The sequence below is a fragment of the Saccharospirillum alexandrii genome, from assembly GCF_043641555.1.
Taxonomy (GTDB): Bacteria; Pseudomonadota; Gammaproteobacteria; order Pseudomonadales; family Natronospirillaceae; genus Saccharospirillum; species Saccharospirillum alexandrii_A.
The window spans coordinates 139,268-156,862 of sequence record NZ_JBHZRJ010000005.1; the positions used below are offsets into that span (position 1 = coordinate 139,268).

The window sequence follows — 17,595 nt, forward strand, 5'->3', positions numbered from 1 at the left end:
TCATTCTAGGACACCCACACTAAGGGTTGACCCAGCAATACTCATACAGTAGTTTAACCAGCATCGATAAAACGGGTCGTCAGGGTTAGACACTATGCCACGTTCAAGGAAAAGCCAGATCGCCCTGGAGGCGACGCCCTACTACCATTGCACCTCCCGATGCGTGCGCAGGGCCTTCCTGTGCGGGCGAGATGAACATTCCGGTAACGACTACGAGCACCGTCGTGGCTGGATAGAGCAGCGTATAATGGCATTAGCCTCGGTGTATGCTCTGGATATCTGCGCCTATGCTGTGATGTCCAACCATTACCACATTGTAGTGCACATCAATGCTGAGAAAGCCAAAGCCTGGTCGGATACTGAAGTTATCCAACGTTGGCACACTTTGTATGCTGGTAACCTTCTCAGTCATGAATACTTAGCCGGCAAAGACCTGTGTGATGCACAGCTTAAGGTCGTTTCTGAGTTGGTAGCAGAATGGCGCGAACGCTTGGGTTCGATCAGTTGGTTCATGCGAGCCCTGAATGAAGACATTGCCCGCCAGGCCAATGCTGAAGACGGCTGCACCGGCCGATTCTGGGAGGCAAGATTCAAATCCCAAGCCTTGCTGGATGAAACAGCTCTTGCAACTTGCTTAGCCTATGTAGACTTAAACCCCATCCGAACACAGATGGCCGCCACTCCCGAAACATCCGATTTTACCTCCACCAAAGAACGGATGGCTGTTGCGCAAGAAACTTTGGAATCATCAGAGCCGCATCAACCAAAGAACCTGTTCCCATTTGTAGGTTACCCAAGGCAGGATATGCCTGCTGGACTTCCTTTCCGACTGCAGGACTACCTGGAACTGGTAGACTGGACCGGGCGACAACTACGGGATGATAAACGTGGCAGTATCTACAGTGAGATCCCGCCTATTCTTGAGCGCCTGAACATTGATGTTGAACATTGGGTATACAACACTCGCCATTTCGAAAGTCAGTTTAAAAGCCTGGTAGGCACTGCCATATCCATAAAGTCCAAATTTCAACAGTTTGGCTATCAGCGAGTCCCTGGGCTTGGATTGGCTGAACTGCTGACTTAGGTACTCATCCGCTAAAAATACGCTTCACGGGGCAACCTGCGGCTTTGCTGTGACTGAAAATCTCGATTCTTGCGCTATTCAGTTATTTTCCCTGCCTAATTCCAACTTCATACAGCTCGATTCAAGACTTCTAAAAACTCCAGCATGATTTTTCTTACTGCCCGCTATGATGGCTGTCCTGTTAGTAGTTCCCACCCTAGTCCATTAATGCAAGCTATAAGAATCTAATTCTTGATAGCCGCCTAATGTGGTTGCCTCGACAGTGGTCCGCTATGTATATGCCCTGATAAGTCCTCTATCAAACTAACTCACGGTCAAAAAGAAAACTATTGTTGTATTTTGATAATGCGACTTTGTAATAACAAATATCAGGATTCTTTATTCCTAGTATACTTTTTATTGTTTGAACACTTTCATCACTTACTTTTAGTCCAAATAAAACTTCTTTAAGGCCAGAGTAGTTGATCTCAATTTTGTTTTCTTTGCTTGGTTCCCAATCTAGCTTTCGATATTCACGTTCATAATTCCACCAATGTGCTTTTGTTACTAGAGCCTTCCCAACCATATTGTCGGTATCTTCAATCGAAGGTGACTTGTTCCCATGTATCTCTTCAATTACATCTACACGACTATCTGAATAAGTCATCTCGTACCATGCATCATCAGCATGTTCACCTAGCAGTATTTCCGCAGAATCAAAGCCTAAACAAAAACCAGTGTGGCCGTTACAATAATGTGCCCACATCAGTGGATTATTCCAAGCTGCAGATGCACTAAATATCAGTGGTCGTTCAAGCAACTCCCTAAAGTTTTCCTTCCATTTCACTAACTGCATGTTCAGTGTTTCATTTTGGTCATCCGCCGACTGCTTTGCTACTGCCAATATCGCTTTAATAGCTTCCTCACGTCTCTTATGCCCGTTTAGTTGACTAATGTGGCTTACAAAAGCCTTAAAGTCATCAAAAGTCATCTGTGTCGGCCACTTTAACTGGTGCTCCCAAGGATCGTTTAGATCACTTATCTGACTAAACCAGAAGTACCCTTGAATAAGAGATTGAAGTCTGAGCGTGTCGTATGGCATGAATTTATAAAGGATTCTTGCATCAGACATAGCCTTACCAAATACCTTAGTCAACACTGCTTTTTAATCAGTATCACTTAATAGTTATTTTCATCAACTTTGAATATTATTTTCGTTTACTTGTACCAAAAAATGATTGCTCTCTGGAGAATACCGAAACAGACAACTCAGATCGATAGTCAATAGTATCACCATTACGAGTCTAATAGACACCTAGAGTGGATGTCATGACAGTGCTGCTTCAAGGGGCAACCTGCGGCATTGCTGTTGTATAAAATCCCGATTTCTGCTCAATTCAGTTATTTCCTCGGCTTACTTCCAACTTCATGCAGCTCGCTTCTAGTCTTTTAAAACTCCGGTTGGATTTTTCTTGCTACCCACTATGGTCCCTGTCTAATTAGCCGCTGTTAAGTTTCCTGACTCCATAACTCGGCTTCATTAACGTAGGCACGATAGAACAGAAGTCCGAGCTCTGCCAAAGCCACCGGGTGGAGGTCACGGATCCTCTCCTTAAGATGCTGCCACGGAGGGTTGTACCAATTCCCCCTATTCTTGAAACGCACAACCTCCGGGTCAGTAGGTACTACCCTAGTATCCAGATCAAGCAAAATATCTGGTGAGTCCAAATCAATGGTTAAAGTCCCATTCTCTAGCTTGGATGAAATGGAGTCCAGTTGAAACCCACGGCCACTCTTGTCAACTATGGCCATCTTGAGGGGCTTTGCGACAGTTGGCGAAACGCTGTGCATTTCTGCGTTTCGTGCCTGCCGTAAGAACACGAGTAAAGGATCCTTTTTCCGTAAATCAGTATATGGTTTATGCCACTGCTGAAAGCCCTTCCTAGTCTTAAGAGTTCTTTCAGTAAACTCCCAGGCTCTCTCTATCCTGAATAGAAAATTTTCCCAGTTTTCTTGAAATTCAGAAAAGTCGCCTGTGGATTTCATGTTGTCGATCGCTTTATCTGCAATATCGAGATCTTTTTTAGGGCCAAATAGATTCATAGAGATCTAATAGTTGTACTCACATCAATTTTCGGACATCAACGACTTTGACGGGAGACCTGCCTCGGACTCTACCGAGACATCCATCTAGCAGCATTAACCTGACCTATTGATAGCTGGTCTTTGATAGTCTTCTATTGTAGATGTCTCGACAGTCTGCCTACCTTATAACCATTAATCAAAACTATCAATGACTAGGGCTTTGATAGTCGCTAAACGTCGGTGCCTCATGAGGAGTGCTTAGCCGTTCACCGAAAACCAGATTCTGATAGCCGACTAATGTGTGTCTCAAGAGGGTGGCTGTCCACGCAGATGGCAGTCCTATTAGCCGCTAGTTATTGTATTCAAGATCCCATGACACAAAAATGTTTATGCCTTTCTCTTATAAGATAATCATCGACTGAACCCAATACATTACCAAGCTTTTCTGTAATCGAGTTGGCAGATATCCCTGGTTGCACTGCAATTACTCTAAAGGTAATCGATGCTGGAGGAACTTCGCAAACAAGACTTCGAAATACCTCAATGTCGCCTTTTAAGAAAGTACTCGCACCTTTCCTTTCCGTAAACCTTCGGTTAATTCGTTCGAACAATTTAGACGGCCTAGTATAGATTGTACACTTTACTGATTGGCCGCAGACTTCATACACATCGTCCACTCTGTCACCAGGGTTTATGCCTTTAGTACTTTTACAGTGATAAAACTCAACTACTACTTCTTCACTATATTGCTTAACTGTAATGAAATCTGCAACCTCCCCCGTACCATGATCAAAATACACAATATCAAATTCATCTTCAAAAAGTATTTTTGATAGATACGATTGAATGGAAATCCCTTTTGCGGAATCCGGATTGCACTCATTCGTTACATCGACATTATTACCTTTCCAATCAACAGATATAATATTCTCCTTGCGGAAATTAAACCCACCCTGATGTACGGGCATGAAGCTTAACCCATGAAAAGAGGATAACTCGCCAGTATAGAAAACTAGAGGATACTCATTAAGCAAGCTTTCAAGGGTTGAACTTTCACCGCCTTTTTTTACCAAGAGCATATTTTGGCTTGTTGCAGTAAACAACTTCCCTCCATCTATACTATATTTAAATGCGAAGATCTCGTCATTTATCAAAATTTTAAAATCCAAGTCTGTTGTCGCAATTGATTCATGATCAATTAAAATATCACAATCTAATAGCTGTTCTGTTTTCCAGCCATAAAGATCCGAATACTCCACCAAATAGATGCCTTTATAGATTTCCCGGTCCCAATCTCCAAACATGACATCTTTAGGTATAGTTTCTAGCTTCTCACCAACAGATAGGAGATCTAACCCACACTTTGTGTTTTCATTAGCTTTACTCACTAACTTCCTAGCAATCGACTTACACCAACTGATTAGTTCAGGGATCTGAGAAGACTTATTGCTCCAAATCTTTGAAGCACTACTGATACCTATTGTGACTTCCTCGCCATTGTCCTCAGCACTTCCAAAGCAATGCCCCCTATGATATAGACGAGCATCTGAGGGTTGTATTGCCTTATCAGCTCCAGATCCAGAGATAATGCGATAGGATTCGCTGGTACTAGATTTGGACCTATTTCGCATACCGACATTATAGAATTCATGGTTCTTTAATCCGTTCAGCGCTTTATTTATCTGATCAAGCGGGAGGATACTACGCCCTCCTGAGGAAATTCCCTCCATTACAAGATCATAAAAACCAAGGGTTCTTCGGGTAAAGCAGAGAAAGACTAATCTGGCATCTTCATCGTGATAAATGATAAAGGCATCGTGCTCAATATTATTAAAACGATCGTCTTTACTAAAGCTGGATCTTTCAATCTTACGTGTTATATATATCGCAGTATTTAGTGTATCACTAACTCTTTCATGAATCACCTCAATGTCTTTTGGCCAGTCAATTTTACCCACTAAATTGACCTCTCCAGAAACACTATAAACCTTTATGTGGTGATAAATATCCAGTGAGTACAAAGAAATATCGTCATAGTCGCCTGCTTCGGAAATATCATGTTTATCAAAAGATTCCAAAGCTTCCCTTACATCTGTTTCTTTCTCAACTCTTGAAGAACTTAGATTTGCAATAATTTCCTGCCAAACAGTTCCTGACCTATAAAGCCTCTCTGACTCAATCTTAATTTCTGAAGGAACTGCAATAAACTTGGCGGGACCTAGGTGCTCACCTGAGGTTCTCGCAAACCTGCCAACGAACTGTAGAGTTACCGCGAGTGACTTATGAGGACTATGGACTGCTGCAATCTTTAAATTCGGAAAATCAAATCCTTCACCCAGCATATCAACACAGATTATTCCATCGATACCTCCACTTTTTAGCTTTTCTATTACTGACTTTACATACTTAAGAGAGTGATCACCCTTAACAACTTTAAGCTTTAATCCAGTGGTTTCTTGATATACCTTCGCAAGCTCTGCTGCTCTCTTTTTACTATCGGTTCTAACCATTACACGGTGATTAAAACCATCTTCTTTATCCCGTTCATATTGATATTCTGTCTGCTTAGCGATCGCCATGTCTGCGGTTTCATTTTCTCCACTTAGCTCGACTGGTATGTATGATATCTCACCAAATATACCATCACGGTAAGCTTTGGATAATGAGTAGGAATAAATCAGCCGACCTTTAATCTCTTTGTTATCACGCCTGAAAGGTGTTGCAGTAAAAAGTACTTTTTTTGCATTGGGAAAAGCATCAATAATACTTTTCCAAGTCTTGGCAGGGCTATGATGTGCTTCATCAACTAACACCAAATCAAACAGGTCTTCTGGTGGTGTTGGAATATTATTAAAAGAGGGACTAATACTTGGTAGCGTTCCAACCACCACATCAAAGTCCCTCATTAACTCCCATTCTTCATCAGCACCTAGCCTTTCTCTAGTACTAAACACCTTAGGTGGAGGAATATCGTCTATAAGTGCTACAATTTTTTTTAAAACCGCTAAGGTTTCGAACTGTTCAGCTATCTGCTCTCGAACTAGCCTGCTAGGAGTTATAATAAGGACTCTTTTTGCTCTTAGTAGGTAAGCAGCGGCCATAAGAACCGCTGTCTTACCAGCACCCGTAGGCATTGTTACGATTCCAGGGTCATATCTATTAGTGAAGTGAGCACCTATTGCATGCAATGCTCCTAGCTGGGCATTCCTAAAGCCAGGATGATCATCAACTGCTATTGGCCATAAAAGATTCTGGTAGTTTTTAGAAAAATACTCTTCACTCATTTTATAGGCCCCTTTAGCGAGCAAATCAGTTCGATCAATGCCCTTTTCTTAAACCAGAAATGTAGCCGGAATAAAACTAACTACCCAGACACGAACCCTAAAATGTCAATACAGCCAATCGAGAATCAACTCTTGAGAGCCTTCTAGTGTGAATGTCTAGACAGCCTTACTTCGAGAATTTTTAAACTGAGGTCGGACTTTTCTTGTTGCCTACTGTGAAACCTGTCGTTATAGAGACATCTTAACCGTTATTTGTAATGCCAAAAGGAATATGTACTGAAGGTGCAACTTCACTTGATGTCGCTAAGTGTCCCGACTGATCATCAAAGAATATATGAGGTCGGAGAACCTCTAAAACCAGTTTCTTTTCTATTCCTCCCAGGAAAAACGCGTCATTTGCCATCACACCCCAACTTTTTAAAGTATTGATCGCACGTTCATGAGAAGGAGCATTTCTTGCTGTAACAATTGAAACCCGAAGACGGTTTTTGTATGAAGGATCGGATTTTCGCTTTTCTTCTTCTGCTTTTTGAATTCTAGATATTCTCAGAAGAAATTCTTTCAAAGGCCCGCCATCGTGCGGCGTCATGACATTTGAGGTTTCATGACTATGGAACTTGGTAAGGTCCCCTTCTTGCATCACAACCTCAGACGCATCATCCGCAATTACCCCATCAAAGTCAAAAGCGATCCGAAGGGTTTTATCTTCCGGGTCATCTATTTTTTTTGAGTCCATTACGTAGCCAGCAGGAAACCCTTTTGCTATTGCTTCTAAAACGTCATTATTGTTTCCTGAGAGAAAAAGTGAAATATTCAGCGCGTTAATGTAATCATATGGAGAAACACCCTGCTGAAATATCGCTCTAGTTATACCAAGCTCATAGTGTTTGATCGAGTTCATGACTCGTATACCAGTATCAGGGTCATTGCGAGAAAGTAGCACAACCTCAACCAGTGGCCCCGACGCAGGATCACTAAGATCATTGAGTGAAAGAAGTCGTTTTATAAAGGAAAAGGAGATACCTTCGCTAAGAGGTTCGTTCTTATGAGCTTCTTGATATTCACGGTATTTTTCTTCGCCTTGCGTTCGAAAGACCTTATCAGACTCGGATAGATCGAACATTGCACTTGATGCAACACCAACAACAAGGCGATCTTTAAGTTCGTATGGCACAAATTTTCCTTTGATTGCTGTCGTAAAGAACAAACAGGCCGAATTTTGATACAGCCCTAATTCTTCTTATTAGCGCTAAGTAGCAGCATGTGAAACTGCCCCACTATATAGAAAGACTTCCGCCACCAAAAGTGCACCCGCAATGACACCGTAGAACCAATTTATCTTAGCGCCGCCAGAAAGATTTAGTGACTTATGATTTTCCTCGCGAATACGTTTGGACACATCTAGATCGAATGATAAGCCAGAGGCCTGTGCGGAACTTTGAAGGGACTCAGCATATGCTACAGTGGAGCGGAGTAGCTGGTGATACCAGTACCTATCCATCAAGTAGAATGATAACCAAACGAGTAATGAAATGGCTACAAAAACAAAAGCCACAGATATTTTATTGGAACTAACTTCTATGACACCTCCAAATCGAAATGATAGAGCACCTGCTGCAAGCATGACTCCCAAGACGCTTATTGCGGTTCGCCTCAGATTCATGCACATTTCATTGAAATGCATTTGTAGATCTACGACTTTCTCCCACACCTTAATAAGATGGTCGGCATTAATCTTTTCTGGCTCAGTCATACATATTCCTACTAATAGCGCTTATACCCAGTTCAATCACCGGGTTGAAGCTGCGCCAGCGCGCCTGAAGCCGCTGTCTCAACAGCGCTATGTGGACGTAAGCATAGTTCAAGAGCTCGCGATCGGTCAGCAACCAAATATTTCAAAGTGCTGTGTTTGTTAAGCAATTTTTCCATTTTGCGTAAGCCTCTAGATCTGGCCGCGCAATCTCTAATGCCAATTTTAGAATCAATGCATCATCAAGATACCCAACTACAGGAATAAAATCAGGAATTACATCGATGGGAGAAACAAAGTAAACGACCGCGCCAGTTACGGCAGCCAGGACATTCCATGGAACATCTCTATAGTTACCTTTCGTATAATCTGTTATTAAACCTATCATTAGCTTTACGTCGCGCCAAAGACTTTGCAAGGGGCCAGGGGGGTTGTCTCCTAGCTTATTCAATTTAGACTGGCCTTTTTTGGACGCGTATTCGATATCATCTTTGTCAACATCTTTAATATCGTTCTCAAACTGTTCTCTAGCTTTCTGTTCTTGTTCTTTTGAGATAGCCATACTTCATTTATCCTCGTCTACTGCATAACGCTAATTCGTCTTCCCTTCCGTCAGTTATTCCGGAAGCTATTTCTTACAACCTACAGAACGCATCGACTAATGATCAGCTACAACGAGAATTTAGCCAGATTACGCAAGCATATCTACATGGCGTCAACACCAGCAAACCCGTCGCTTCTGACGATGATGCCAGGCAGCAGCTTCTCATTGAGATGAACTTCAAAAATTCACGGTTTGGAGCGAGAGAATCAGGCATAGTAATCGATCAAAATCGCTACCGCCCGGCCGGTTACATGGCACACCAAGGCAAAATAGGTTGTCCGTTCACCATGGCACTCTGTGACGAAGTTGGCAAGTATTTCTGTTCTGGGAGGTGTCGTTTGCGCCCCCCCCCCCCCGCTGTATGTATTCAAGCATACATAGCGGGTCAGAACTGGTTACAGCGGCGATTATGTGGTTTGGAACTGCGGTGTTTTGGGCTGGGGTTTGTTTTTCTTCCTGTCACCCAGAGGACTGGCTTCCTACAAAAGAAGGTGTGGCTCAGGCTCGCCCCCGCCCACCATCCAACTCCTCCAACGCTACAGAAAGCTGCATAGCAAACCTTGCCGTCGCCACCGGCAACACCCGCCCCTTCAACTGCCCCAACAACAAATGCCCAATCGGCACATCCCGCTCGGGCAATTCCCGAAACACCAGCCCATTATCAGCCGCGGCCTGCAACCCAATGGGTATCTGAAACCCCACCACCTGTTCATGGCGCACGTAGTGGCGAATAAGTTCGAAAGATTCGGTGTCTACCACTGGTGTAACGGTGCGCCCCTGAGCTTTGGCGGCTCTGTCTAGCAGGTTGCGCACGCCGTATTCGGTGGCCGGGAGGATGTGAGGGTGTTCCAGGCAGTCGCGCAGGCGCAGGTCGGGTTTGCTGGCCAGGGGGTGGTCGGCGGCGAACACGGCGCATACGGGTTGGGGAATGCTGTGCATTACATCGAAGTCGACCAGGTGTTCCGGTTCAAACACCAGGGCCAGGTCGCTGCTGAAGCTGGCCAGTTCCCGTTCTACCTGGCTGCGGTCGCGCACCTTTATGGCAAAGGTCACACCCGGGTAGTCGCGCCGGTAGCGCGCTATCTGGTTGGGCATGAAATACGGCACCAGCGCCTGGGAACAGGCCAGGGTTACGTGGCCGCGGCGCATGCCGGAAAGGTCGGATACCAGGGATTGCACGCGTTGCAGGTCGGATTTTTGGGTGCGGAAGTGTTGCAGCACCAGTTCACCGGCGGGGTTCAGGCGCACGCCGCGCGTTAACCGCTCGAACACCGGGGCGCCGAATTCGGCTTCAAAGCGCGCGATGCGCCGGTTCAGGGCGGAGGCGGTGATGTTGGCGTCTTCGGCGGCCTTGCGGATGGAGCCGGCGCGGGCCACCGCCTCTATTAACTGAAAGGTGTATAGATGCCGCATGGGTGTGCCCTGGAATCGAGTGGTGCATTTAATGAACCGGAAGTGTGAATTAATAGCATTTCCCGAACCACCGGTAAAGCGGCAGTATAAAACCATCCCGAGACTGTTCGATTGATGTCCCGCAACCGATGGAGCCAGCCATGACCCACACGAATCGCCGTACCTTCCTGAAAACCACCGCACTGGGCGCCGCCTCGCTGCCGTTTCTGAAAGTGATGCCCGCCCTGGCCGAAGGCCGCGATACGCTGGTGGTGGTCTCGGGGCAAACGATCAACAGCCTCGACCTGCACCGGGTGGGCACCAACCGCGCCAGCTATCAGGTGGCCATTAACTGTTACGACCGCCTGGTCAGCTTTGGCACCAAAACCCTGCCTACCGGGGAACTCTCGTACGATTACGAGAACATCGTGCCGGAACTGGCCGAAAGCTGGAGCCTGTCGGACGATGGCCTGGTCATCACCTTTAAGCTCAAACCCAACGCCACCTTCTGGGATGGCCGCAAGGTTACCGCCGAGGATGTGAAATGGTCTTTCGACCGGGCGGTGTCGGTCGGTGGGTTCCCGACTACGCAAATGCGCGCTGGTGGCTTAAGTAGGCCGGATCAGTTCGCCGCGCTCGACGCCGAAACCTTCACCGTCACCCTCGATTTCCCGTCGAAGCTCTCGCTGCCCGATCTGGCCGTGCCGGTGCCCTTCATCATTAATGCCGAAGTGGCCAAAGCCAACGCCACGGCCGAAGACCCCTGGGCCATGGAGTATTTGCACCAAACCCCGGCTGGCTCCGGTGCCTTTAAAGTCGCCCGGTGGGACCAGGGGCAGCAACTGGTGTATGAACGCAACGACGATTGGGTCGGTGGCCCGGTGCCGGCCGTGCAACGGGTGATAGTGCGTGAAGTGCCCAGCCAGTCGACCCGCCGTGCGCTGATCGAGCGCGGCGATGTGCAGGTCTCGTTCGACATTCCAGATCGGGATGCCGCCGAACTGGCCGATAAGATGACGGTGCACTCAACGCCCATCGAGAACTGCATTCACTGCGCCTGTTTGAACACCAATTTTGAACCCTTTCAGGATGCGAACGTGCGCAAGGCCATCGCCTGGGCCATTCCCTACGAGGCCATTTTCAACACCGCCGCCTACGGCCGGGGTGCGCCCATGTGGGGTGGCCCGGAAACCGTGACCGATACCCAATGGCCGCGCCCCTTCCCATACACCACCAATCTGGATACCGCGCGTGAGTTTTTGGCGAAGTCGAACTACGCCGAAGGCTTCAGTGTGCCACTGTCGATCAGCCTGGATCTGGCCGCCTGGATGGAGCCAACCGCGTTGTTGATTCAGGAAAGCCTGGAGAAAATCGGCATCAGTTGCACCGTCGAAAAAATACCGGGCGCGAACTGGCGTACCGTGGCGCTGGTGGATAAATCGCTCGCCTTCCATCTGGAAAATTTCGGCGGCTGGTTGAACACGCCCGATTACTATTTCTTCTGGGCCTACCAGAAAGACAAGCTGTTCAATTCTTCGAACTACTACAACGAAGAAGTGGAAGAACTCACCAACCGCACCCTGCACATGCCGATGGACCACCCGGAATACGCGGGGCTTATTCAGCGCATGTTTGAAATCGTAATGGACGATATTCCGCGCATTCCGTTGTGGCAGCCTGCCTTGAACGTGGCGCTGAACGGCGCGACGGATTACGAGTTCTGGTTCCACCGCCAGTTGGATGCACGGCCCATCGCAGGGGTTTAATAATATGAGTGCACCGCTTCGCGCCGTTCTCTGGCGCATTCTGCAAACCGTGCCAGTGGTGTTCGGTGTGGTGGTCATCAGCTTCTTGCTGACCCGGGCCTTGCCCGGGGACCCTGCCGTCTATTTCGCCGGCGCCATGGCCGATGAACAGTCGATCGAGGAAGTGCGCGTGGCACTGGGGCTCGACCAGCCGCTGTGGCGACAGTTCTTTCTCTATGGCGGGGATTTGCTGCAGGGTGACCTCGGCAATTCCATCTCCACCGGCCAACCGGTGTTAACAGACCTCGCCATGCGCTTGCCCGCCTCGCTGGAATTAACGTTAACGGCCTTGTTACTCGCCTGCGCCATTGCCATTCCGCTGGGTGTGTTGGCGGCGGTGCGTCAGGGTTCCTGGGTAGACCATCTGTGCCGGGTACTGGTGACAGCCGGTGTGTCGTTGCCGACGTTTTTTACCGGTATCTTGTTGATCTATATTTTTTATTATCTGCTCGGCATTGCGCCCTCGCCGCTTGGCCGGTTGGATTTTATTTATTTCGAACCGCCCCGGGTAACGGGTTTTTATTTGATCGATAGTTTGATCGATGGTGACCCGGAAACCTTTTTCGCGGCCCTGCGCCAGCTCATTCTGCCGGCCACCACCCTGGCATTGTTTACGCTAGCCCCCATCGCGAGAATGACGCGGGCGTCGATGCTCACGGCCCTGTCGTCGGACTACATTCGCACCGCCCGGGCGGCCGGGTTATCCGGCGCCATGGTGTTGTTCGGCTATGCGTTTCGCAATGCGTTGCTGCCTGTTGTTACCACGCTCGGCATGGTGTTTTCGTTTGTGCTCGGTGCCAACGTGCTGGTGGAAAAAGTCTTCGCCTGGCCGGGCATTGGTTCTTACGCGGTCGAGGCGCTGGTGGTCTCGGACTACGCCGCTATTCAGGGCTTTGTGCTCGCCATGGCCTTGCTGTTTGTGTTTCTGAATCTGGTGATCGATCTGAGCTACACCCTCATCGACCCGCGCATAAGGTTTGCTGCCAAATGACAACCGCAACCCCCACCTCAGTTCCAACCCAGGGCGGCCTGTGGGCGCATTTGGTGTATGTGCTGCGGGATAACCCGGTCACCCTGTTGTCGTTCGGGCTGTTCGCCTTCTTTGTCGGCTCGGCCCTGTTCGGGCCTTACCTGGTGCCTTACGACCCACTCACCACCAACGCCGCCCAGGCGTTACAACCGCCCAGTTTCAGCCACTGGTTCGGCACCGATAACCTCGGCCGGGATGTGTTCAGCCGGGTCATTGTCGCCACGCGGTTGGACCTGAGCATTTCCATTGCCGCTGTGGCGCTGTCGTTCGTCATCGGTTCAGTGCTCGGTGCCATTGCCGGGTATTGGGGCGGCTGGCTGGATGCGGTGCTGAACCGCGTGTTCGATACCATTATGGCGTTTCCGCTGTTTGTGCTGGCCATGGGCATTGTAGCGGCGCTGGGCAATACCATTGAAAACATCGTCTACGCCACGGCCATCATCAACATTCCGTTTTACGCCCGGCTGGTGCGCGCTGAGGTAAACATTCGGCGTGAGTCCGGTTTCGCGTTGGCGGCCCGGCTCTCCGGTAATTCGCATTGGCGGGTGCTGGCGTTTCACATTTTCCCCAATGCCCTGCCGCCGATGATGGTGCAGGTCTCCCTGAACCTGGGCTGGGCCATTCTGAACGCGGCGGGGCTGTCGTTCATTGGCCTGGGCGTGCGCCCGCCCGAACCCGAATGGGGGATCATGGTGGCCCAGGGGGCGGACTTTGTGGTCTCCGGCCACTGGTGGGTCGCGTTGTTCCCCGGCCTGTGGCTGATGCTGGCGGTGTTCACCTTCAATTTAATGGGCGACGGCCTGCGCGACATCGTCGACCCCCGGCGGAGAACCTGATGATGTTATCAATCAAAGATCTGGCCGTAGGCTTTCGCACCCGGCGCGGCGAAGTGCAGGCCGTGCGCGGCATCAGCCTGGAACTGGCCAAATGGGAGACCCTGGGCATTGTGGGCGAAAGCGGGTCTGGCAAGTCGGTCACTTCGTTCGCGCTGATGCGCATTCTGGATGCCGGCGGTTCCATTACCGCCGGTGAAGTCACCTACAGTGGCATCGATTTGCGCCGCGCCAGCGAGCGGGACATGCGCACCGTGCGCGGCCGCGAAATCTCGATGATTTTTCAGAACCCGCGCGCGGCATTGAACCCGATTCGTAAGGTCGGCCACCAAATTGAAGACGTGCTGCGCCAGCACGCCCGGGCCACGCGTGGCAACGCCCGCGAAAAGGCCATTCAGGCGCTGCGCGATGTGCGCATCAACCACCCGGAAGCGCGCTACCACGCCTACCCGTTCGAACTTTCGGGCGGCATGTGCCAGCGCATTGTTATCGCTCTGGCGCTCGCCTGTGATCCGCGCCTGCTGATCGCCGATGAACCCACCACCGGCCTCGACATCACCACCCAGAAAGCGGTGATGGACCTCAGCCAGGAACTGATTCGCGAACGCGGCATGGCGTCGATATTAATCACGCACGATCTTGGCCTCGCCGCCCAGTATTGCGACCGCCTGGCCGTAATGAAAGACGGCGAAATCGTCGAAACCGGCCCGGCGGAAGCCGTGTTCGCCAACCCGCAACACGCCTACACGCGCCGGCTGGTCGAAGCCACGCCAAGGCCGGATGCCAGCGTGCGCAGCCTGCTCCCGGCCGACCGCCGACCACCCGAGTTGGAATACACCCCGAGCGATCAGCCGTTACTGGAAGTGCGCGACCTGCGCAAAACCTTCGCGGGCAAGGCCGGGCCGGTGCACGCGGTGAAAGGCATTTCGTTCACGGTAAACCAGGGCCAGAGCGTTGGACTGGTGGGCGAAAGCGGCTGCGGTAAATCGACCACCTCATCGATGCTGGTGCGGCTGCTCGACCCAACCGAGGGGCAGATTCTCTACCAGGGGAATGACCTGGCGCAGATACCCGCCGAACAGTTTGGCAAGCACCCGCTGCGCGGCGATATCCAACTGGTGTTTCAGGACGCGACCGACAGCCTGAACCCCCGGCACAACGCGGGCGATTGCATTGCCGAACCGCTGCGCCGGCTGGCCGGTTTGCGCGGTAAGGCGCTGCGTGCCCGCGTTGAGGAGCTGGCCGAACTCACCGGCTTGCCCGCCAACCTGCTCAGCCGGTTTCCGCACCAGCTTTCCGGTGGCCAGAAAGCCCGCGTCGGCATTGCTCGCGCCATCGCGCTGGACCCGAAATTCCTGATTCTGGATGAACCGACCGCCGCGCTCGATGTGTCGATTCAGGCGGTCATCCTGAACCTGCTGGCCGACCTGAGAGCACGCCTGGGCATGAGCTACCTCTTCGTCAGCCACGACCTGAACGTGGTGCGCCTGCTGTGCGATGAAGTGATCGTGATGCAAGACGGCGAAATCGTCGAAGCCGGCCCTGCCGAGCAAGTGATGACGGCACCGGCCCACCCTTACACCCGCGCCTTGCTGTCGGCTGCACCCCGACCGCCCGAGCGCGTTTTAGCGACCGAACCCTTAGCCGAGGTGCAAAGCGCCCTATGACTCACGTTACTACCCTTACCCCGTTGGCCGACCTGCCGTTCACCCTCGCTTCATTGCGCGAGGCGTATGCCGGGGGGACTTACCAGCCGCGTCAGATCATCGCCGAGTGCTACCGGCGCCTGCGGGCACTGGACGACCCGGGCATTTTCATTCACTTAATGGACGAAGCCGAGGCGATCAACCTCGCTGAAAGCCTGGGGGCTTACAACCCGGAACAACCGCTCTGGGGCATGCCCTTTGCGGTGAAAGACAACATCGACGTGGCGGGCATGCCGACCACCGCAGCTTGCGCGGCGTTTGAATACGCACCGGCCGAAGACGCCCACGTCGTCGCCTGCCTGCGCGCCGCCGGGGCGATGCCCATTGGCAAAACCAACCTCGACCAGTTCGCTACCGGCCTGGTCGGCGTTCGTTCGCCTTTCCCGCACCCGCGCAATGCGGTCGACCCGGACATCGTGCCTGGTGGGTCATCGTCAGGTTCCGCGGTGGCAGTGGCGCACGGGCTGGTGCCCTTTTCTCTAGGTACCGATACCGCCGGTTCCGGCCGGGTGCCAGCCGCGTTGAATAATCTGGTGGGGTTAAAACCGACACTGGGGGCGATATCGAACCGGGGCGTGGTGCCCGCCTGTCGCTCGCTGGATTGCCTGTCGATTTTCGCACTGAACATCGATGATGCGATGGCGGTATTGAACGTGGCCAATAATTACGACGCGGCCGATGCCTATGCCCGGCCGTTAACTCTGCCAACCAGCAGCGCACCCTTGCCCAACCCGGTGGTCGGCGTGCCGGATGCCGCCAGCCTGCGTTTCTTCGACGATGCCCTGCAAGCTGAGGCATTTGCAGCGACCCTGGCGCAGCTGAAAGCCGAAGGCGCCACGATCGAACGCATCGACTTCACGCCGTTTTATCAGGTGGCCGATTTGCTCTACCACGGCGCCTGGATTGCCGAGCGCACCCTGGTAATTGATGACCTGTTAACAAGCACACCTCAGGCCGTTCATCCGGTCACCCGGCAGATCATCGAACCCGGCCAAAGCCTAACAGCAATGGATGCGTTTAAGGGCCTGTATCAATTGCAGGCGCTCAGGAAAACCTGTCAGGACATACTGAAGCGGTTCGACTATTTATGCGTACCGAGCATTCCGACGTTCTACACCACGGCGGACCTCGAAGCCGACCCGATCGGCCCCAACAACCGGCTCGGCACCTACACCAATTTCGTCAACCTGCTCGACCTCTGTGCGCTCACCGTGCCCTGCCCGTCGCGCAGCGATGGTCGCCCTGGCAGCGTTACCTTTATTGGCACACAAGGCAAAGACAGCCAGCTTGCCGCCGAAGGCCAGCGCCTGGAAGCCTGGGGGAAGGTCAGCCCCGGCAATACCGGCTGGCCGTATCAGAGCGGGCCCGCGGCACCGGCCACGGCTGCCAACGACGAATTGGTTCTGGCCGTTTGCGGTGCCCACATGAGTGGCCTGCCGCTGAACCACGAACTCACCTCACGCGGCGGGCGTTTTATCGAACGCACCGAAACCGCACCCAACTACAAGCTGTTCGCGCTGGCCGGTGGCCCGCCCTACCGGCCAGGCATGGTTCGGCAGGAAACCGATGGCGTGGCTGTATCGCTGGAGCTTTGGGCCTTGCCGAAAACGGCGGTGGGGGATTTCATGGCGGGCATTCCGGCGCCGCTGGGTATTGGCACCGTGGTGCTGAGCGATCAGCGTCAGGTAAAAGGCTTTATGTGTGAAGCGGCTGGTCTGAATGGGGCTGAAGATATCTCAAAGCTGGGTAGCTGGCGGGTGTTTTTGCAGTCGGCTTAATGCCTTGCCAGCGCCTGGGTGCAACACACCGGGCGCTGGCGTTTGCCCTGTCTTGAAGCATCGTTTGCTATAAGCCCGGGCGGGCCATTTCTCTGACACCTCAACGCTGTGACTTTCTCTCAATAAACGACGGACTCTGTCTCCTAGCCCCTCCAGAAACCTGGTAATACCTCACTTAAATTCCACTGTGCGAAACCTTATTCTGTTTTTGTAGACATCGGAAACCCGATTCGGTATACCTGTGCCGAACTCGATTTCGAAGATA

The 17,595-nt window shown here is 51.3% G+C and carries 12 protein-coding genes and 1 pseudogene; 6 read left to right on the plus strand and 7 right to left on the minus strand.

Features of this window, described 5'->3' with window-relative positions; translation table 11 throughout:
* The first annotated feature begins 94 nt into the window (after window positions 1-94).
* Complete coding sequence (locus tag ACHUE7_RS17665) at window positions 95-1,084, plus strand: transposase (RefSeq protein WP_394171202.1); 990 nt, start codon at window positions 95-97, stop codon at window positions 1,082-1,084.
* A gap of 298 nt (window positions 1,085-1,382) precedes the next feature.
* Here ACHUE7_RS17665 and ACHUE7_RS17670 read toward each other — a convergent pair whose 3' ends face one another.
* The 7 genes and pseudogenes from ACHUE7_RS17670 to ACHUE7_RS17700 all read right to left on the minus strand — a co-directional run bounded on the left by ACHUE7_RS17670 (window position 1,383) and on the right by ACHUE7_RS17700 (window position 10,199).
* Window positions 1,383-2,195 (minus strand): DUF2971 domain-containing protein, encoded by an 813-nt coding sequence (locus ACHUE7_RS17670; protein WP_394171203.1) that lies wholly within the window; start codon window positions 2,193-2,195, stop codon window positions 1,383-1,385.
* 377 nt (window positions 2,196-2,572) lie between these two features.
* Window positions 2,573-3,166: a hypothetical protein gene (locus ACHUE7_RS17675; RefSeq protein ID WP_394171204.1), complete on the minus strand. Its 594-nt coding sequence runs from the start codon at window positions 3,164-3,166 to the stop codon at window positions 2,573-2,575.
* Between the two features lie 344 nt (window positions 3,167-3,510).
* Window positions 3,511-6,432 carry a DEAD/DEAH box helicase gene (locus ACHUE7_RS17680; RefSeq protein ID WP_394171205.1) on the minus strand — a complete coding sequence of 974 codons (2,922 nt, stop codon included), beginning with the start codon at window positions 6,430-6,432 and terminating at the stop codon, window positions 3,511-3,513.
* Window positions 6,433-6,673: 241 nt separating this feature from the next.
* The gene (locus tag ACHUE7_RS17685) at window positions 6,674-7,606 is read right to left on the minus strand and encodes a 5'-nucleotidase (protein WP_394171206.1); all 933 of its coding nucleotides are present in this window, start codon (window positions 7,604-7,606) and stop codon (window positions 6,674-6,676) included.
* Window positions 7,607-7,681: 75 nt separating this feature from the next.
* Window positions 7,682-8,185, minus strand: coding sequence for a hypothetical protein (locus ACHUE7_RS17690; RefSeq protein WP_394171207.1), 504 nt, complete (start codon window positions 8,183-8,185; stop codon window positions 7,682-7,684).
* A gap of 211 nt (window positions 8,186-8,396) precedes the next feature.
* A pseudogene (locus ACHUE7_RS17695) lies at window positions 8,397-8,522 on the minus strand (YkvA family protein); the annotation flags it as partial.
* Between the two features lie 762 nt (window positions 8,523-9,284).
* Complete coding sequence (locus ACHUE7_RS17700) at window positions 9,285-10,199, minus strand: LysR family transcriptional regulator (RefSeq protein WP_394171208.1); 915 nt, start codon at window positions 10,197-10,199, stop codon at window positions 9,285-9,287.
* Between the two features lie 140 nt (window positions 10,200-10,339).
* Here ACHUE7_RS17700 and ACHUE7_RS17705 point away from each other — a divergent pair, with 140 nt between their 5' ends.
* The 5 genes from ACHUE7_RS17705 to atzF are packed head-to-tail and all read left to right on the plus strand — an operon-like array spanning window position 10,340 to window position 17,330.
* Window positions 10,340-11,944, plus strand: a complete 1,605-nt coding sequence (locus ACHUE7_RS17705; RefSeq protein WP_394171209.1) for an ABC transporter substrate-binding protein — start codon at window positions 10,340-10,342, stop codon at window positions 11,942-11,944.
* Between the two features lie 4 nt (window positions 11,945-11,948).
* Window positions 11,949-12,974 (plus strand): ABC transporter permease, encoded by a 1,026-nt coding sequence (locus tag ACHUE7_RS17710; RefSeq protein WP_394171210.1) that lies wholly within the window; start codon window positions 11,949-11,951, stop codon window positions 12,972-12,974.
* The gene (locus tag ACHUE7_RS17715; protein WP_394171211.1) at window positions 12,971-13,849 is read left to right on the plus strand and encodes an ABC transporter permease; all 879 of its coding nucleotides are present in this window, start codon (window positions 12,971-12,973) and stop codon (window positions 13,847-13,849) included. Before ACHUE7_RS17710 ends, ACHUE7_RS17715 begins: the two co-directional genes overlap by 4 nt.
* Window positions 13,849-15,513, plus strand: coding sequence for a dipeptide ABC transporter ATP-binding protein (locus ACHUE7_RS17720; protein ID WP_394171212.1), 1,665 nt, complete (start codon window positions 13,849-13,851; stop codon window positions 15,511-15,513). The genes ACHUE7_RS17715 and ACHUE7_RS17720 overlap by 1 nt, the downstream gene beginning before the upstream one ends.
* Window positions 15,510-17,330: an allophanate hydrolase gene (atzF, locus tag ACHUE7_RS17725; protein ID WP_394171213.1), complete on the plus strand. Its 1,821-nt coding sequence runs from the start codon at window positions 15,510-15,512 to the stop codon at window positions 17,328-17,330. The genes ACHUE7_RS17720 and atzF overlap by 4 nt, the downstream gene beginning before the upstream one ends.
* The last annotated feature ends 265 nt before the right edge of the window (window positions 17,331-17,595 follow it).

Excerpts from the sequence above, each read along its gene's own strand:
- ACHUE7_RS17665 (WP_394171202.1), top strand. The coding sequence starts at position 95 with ATGCCACGTTCAAGGAAAAGCCAGATCGCCCTGGAGGCGACGCCCTAC.
- ACHUE7_RS17670 (WP_394171203.1), bottom strand. The coding sequence starts at position 2,195 with ATGTCTGATGCAAGAATCCTTTATAAATTCATGCCATACGACACGCTC.
- ACHUE7_RS17675 (WP_394171204.1), bottom strand. The coding sequence starts at position 3,166 with ATGAATCTATTTGGCCCTAAAAAAGATCTCGATATTGCAGATAAAGCG.
- ACHUE7_RS17680 (WP_394171205.1), bottom strand. The coding sequence starts at position 6,432 with ATGAGTGAAGAGTATTTTTCTAAAAACTACCAGAATCTTTTATGGCCA.
- ACHUE7_RS17690 (WP_394171207.1), bottom strand. The coding sequence starts at position 8,185 with ATGACTGAGCCAGAAAAGATTAATGCCGACCATCTTATTAAGGTGTGG.
- ACHUE7_RS17700 (WP_394171208.1), bottom strand. The coding sequence starts at position 10,199 with ATGCGGCATCTATACACCTTTCAGTTAATAGAGGCGGTGGCCCGCGCC.
- ACHUE7_RS17705 (WP_394171209.1), top strand. The coding sequence starts at position 10,340 with ATGACCCACACGAATCGCCGTACCTTCCTGAAAACCACCGCACTGGGC.
- ACHUE7_RS17710 (WP_394171210.1), top strand. The coding sequence starts at position 11,949 with ATGAGTGCACCGCTTCGCGCCGTTCTCTGGCGCATTCTGCAAACCGTG.
- ACHUE7_RS17715 (WP_394171211.1), top strand. The coding sequence starts at position 12,971 with ATGACAACCGCAACCCCCACCTCAGTTCCAACCCAGGGCGGCCTGTGG.
- ACHUE7_RS17720 (WP_394171212.1), top strand. The coding sequence starts at position 13,849 with ATGATGTTATCAATCAAAGATCTGGCCGTAGGCTTTCGCACCCGGCGC.
- atzF (WP_394171213.1), top strand. The coding sequence starts at position 15,510 with ATGACTCACGTTACTACCCTTACCCCGTTGGCCGACCTGCCGTTCACC.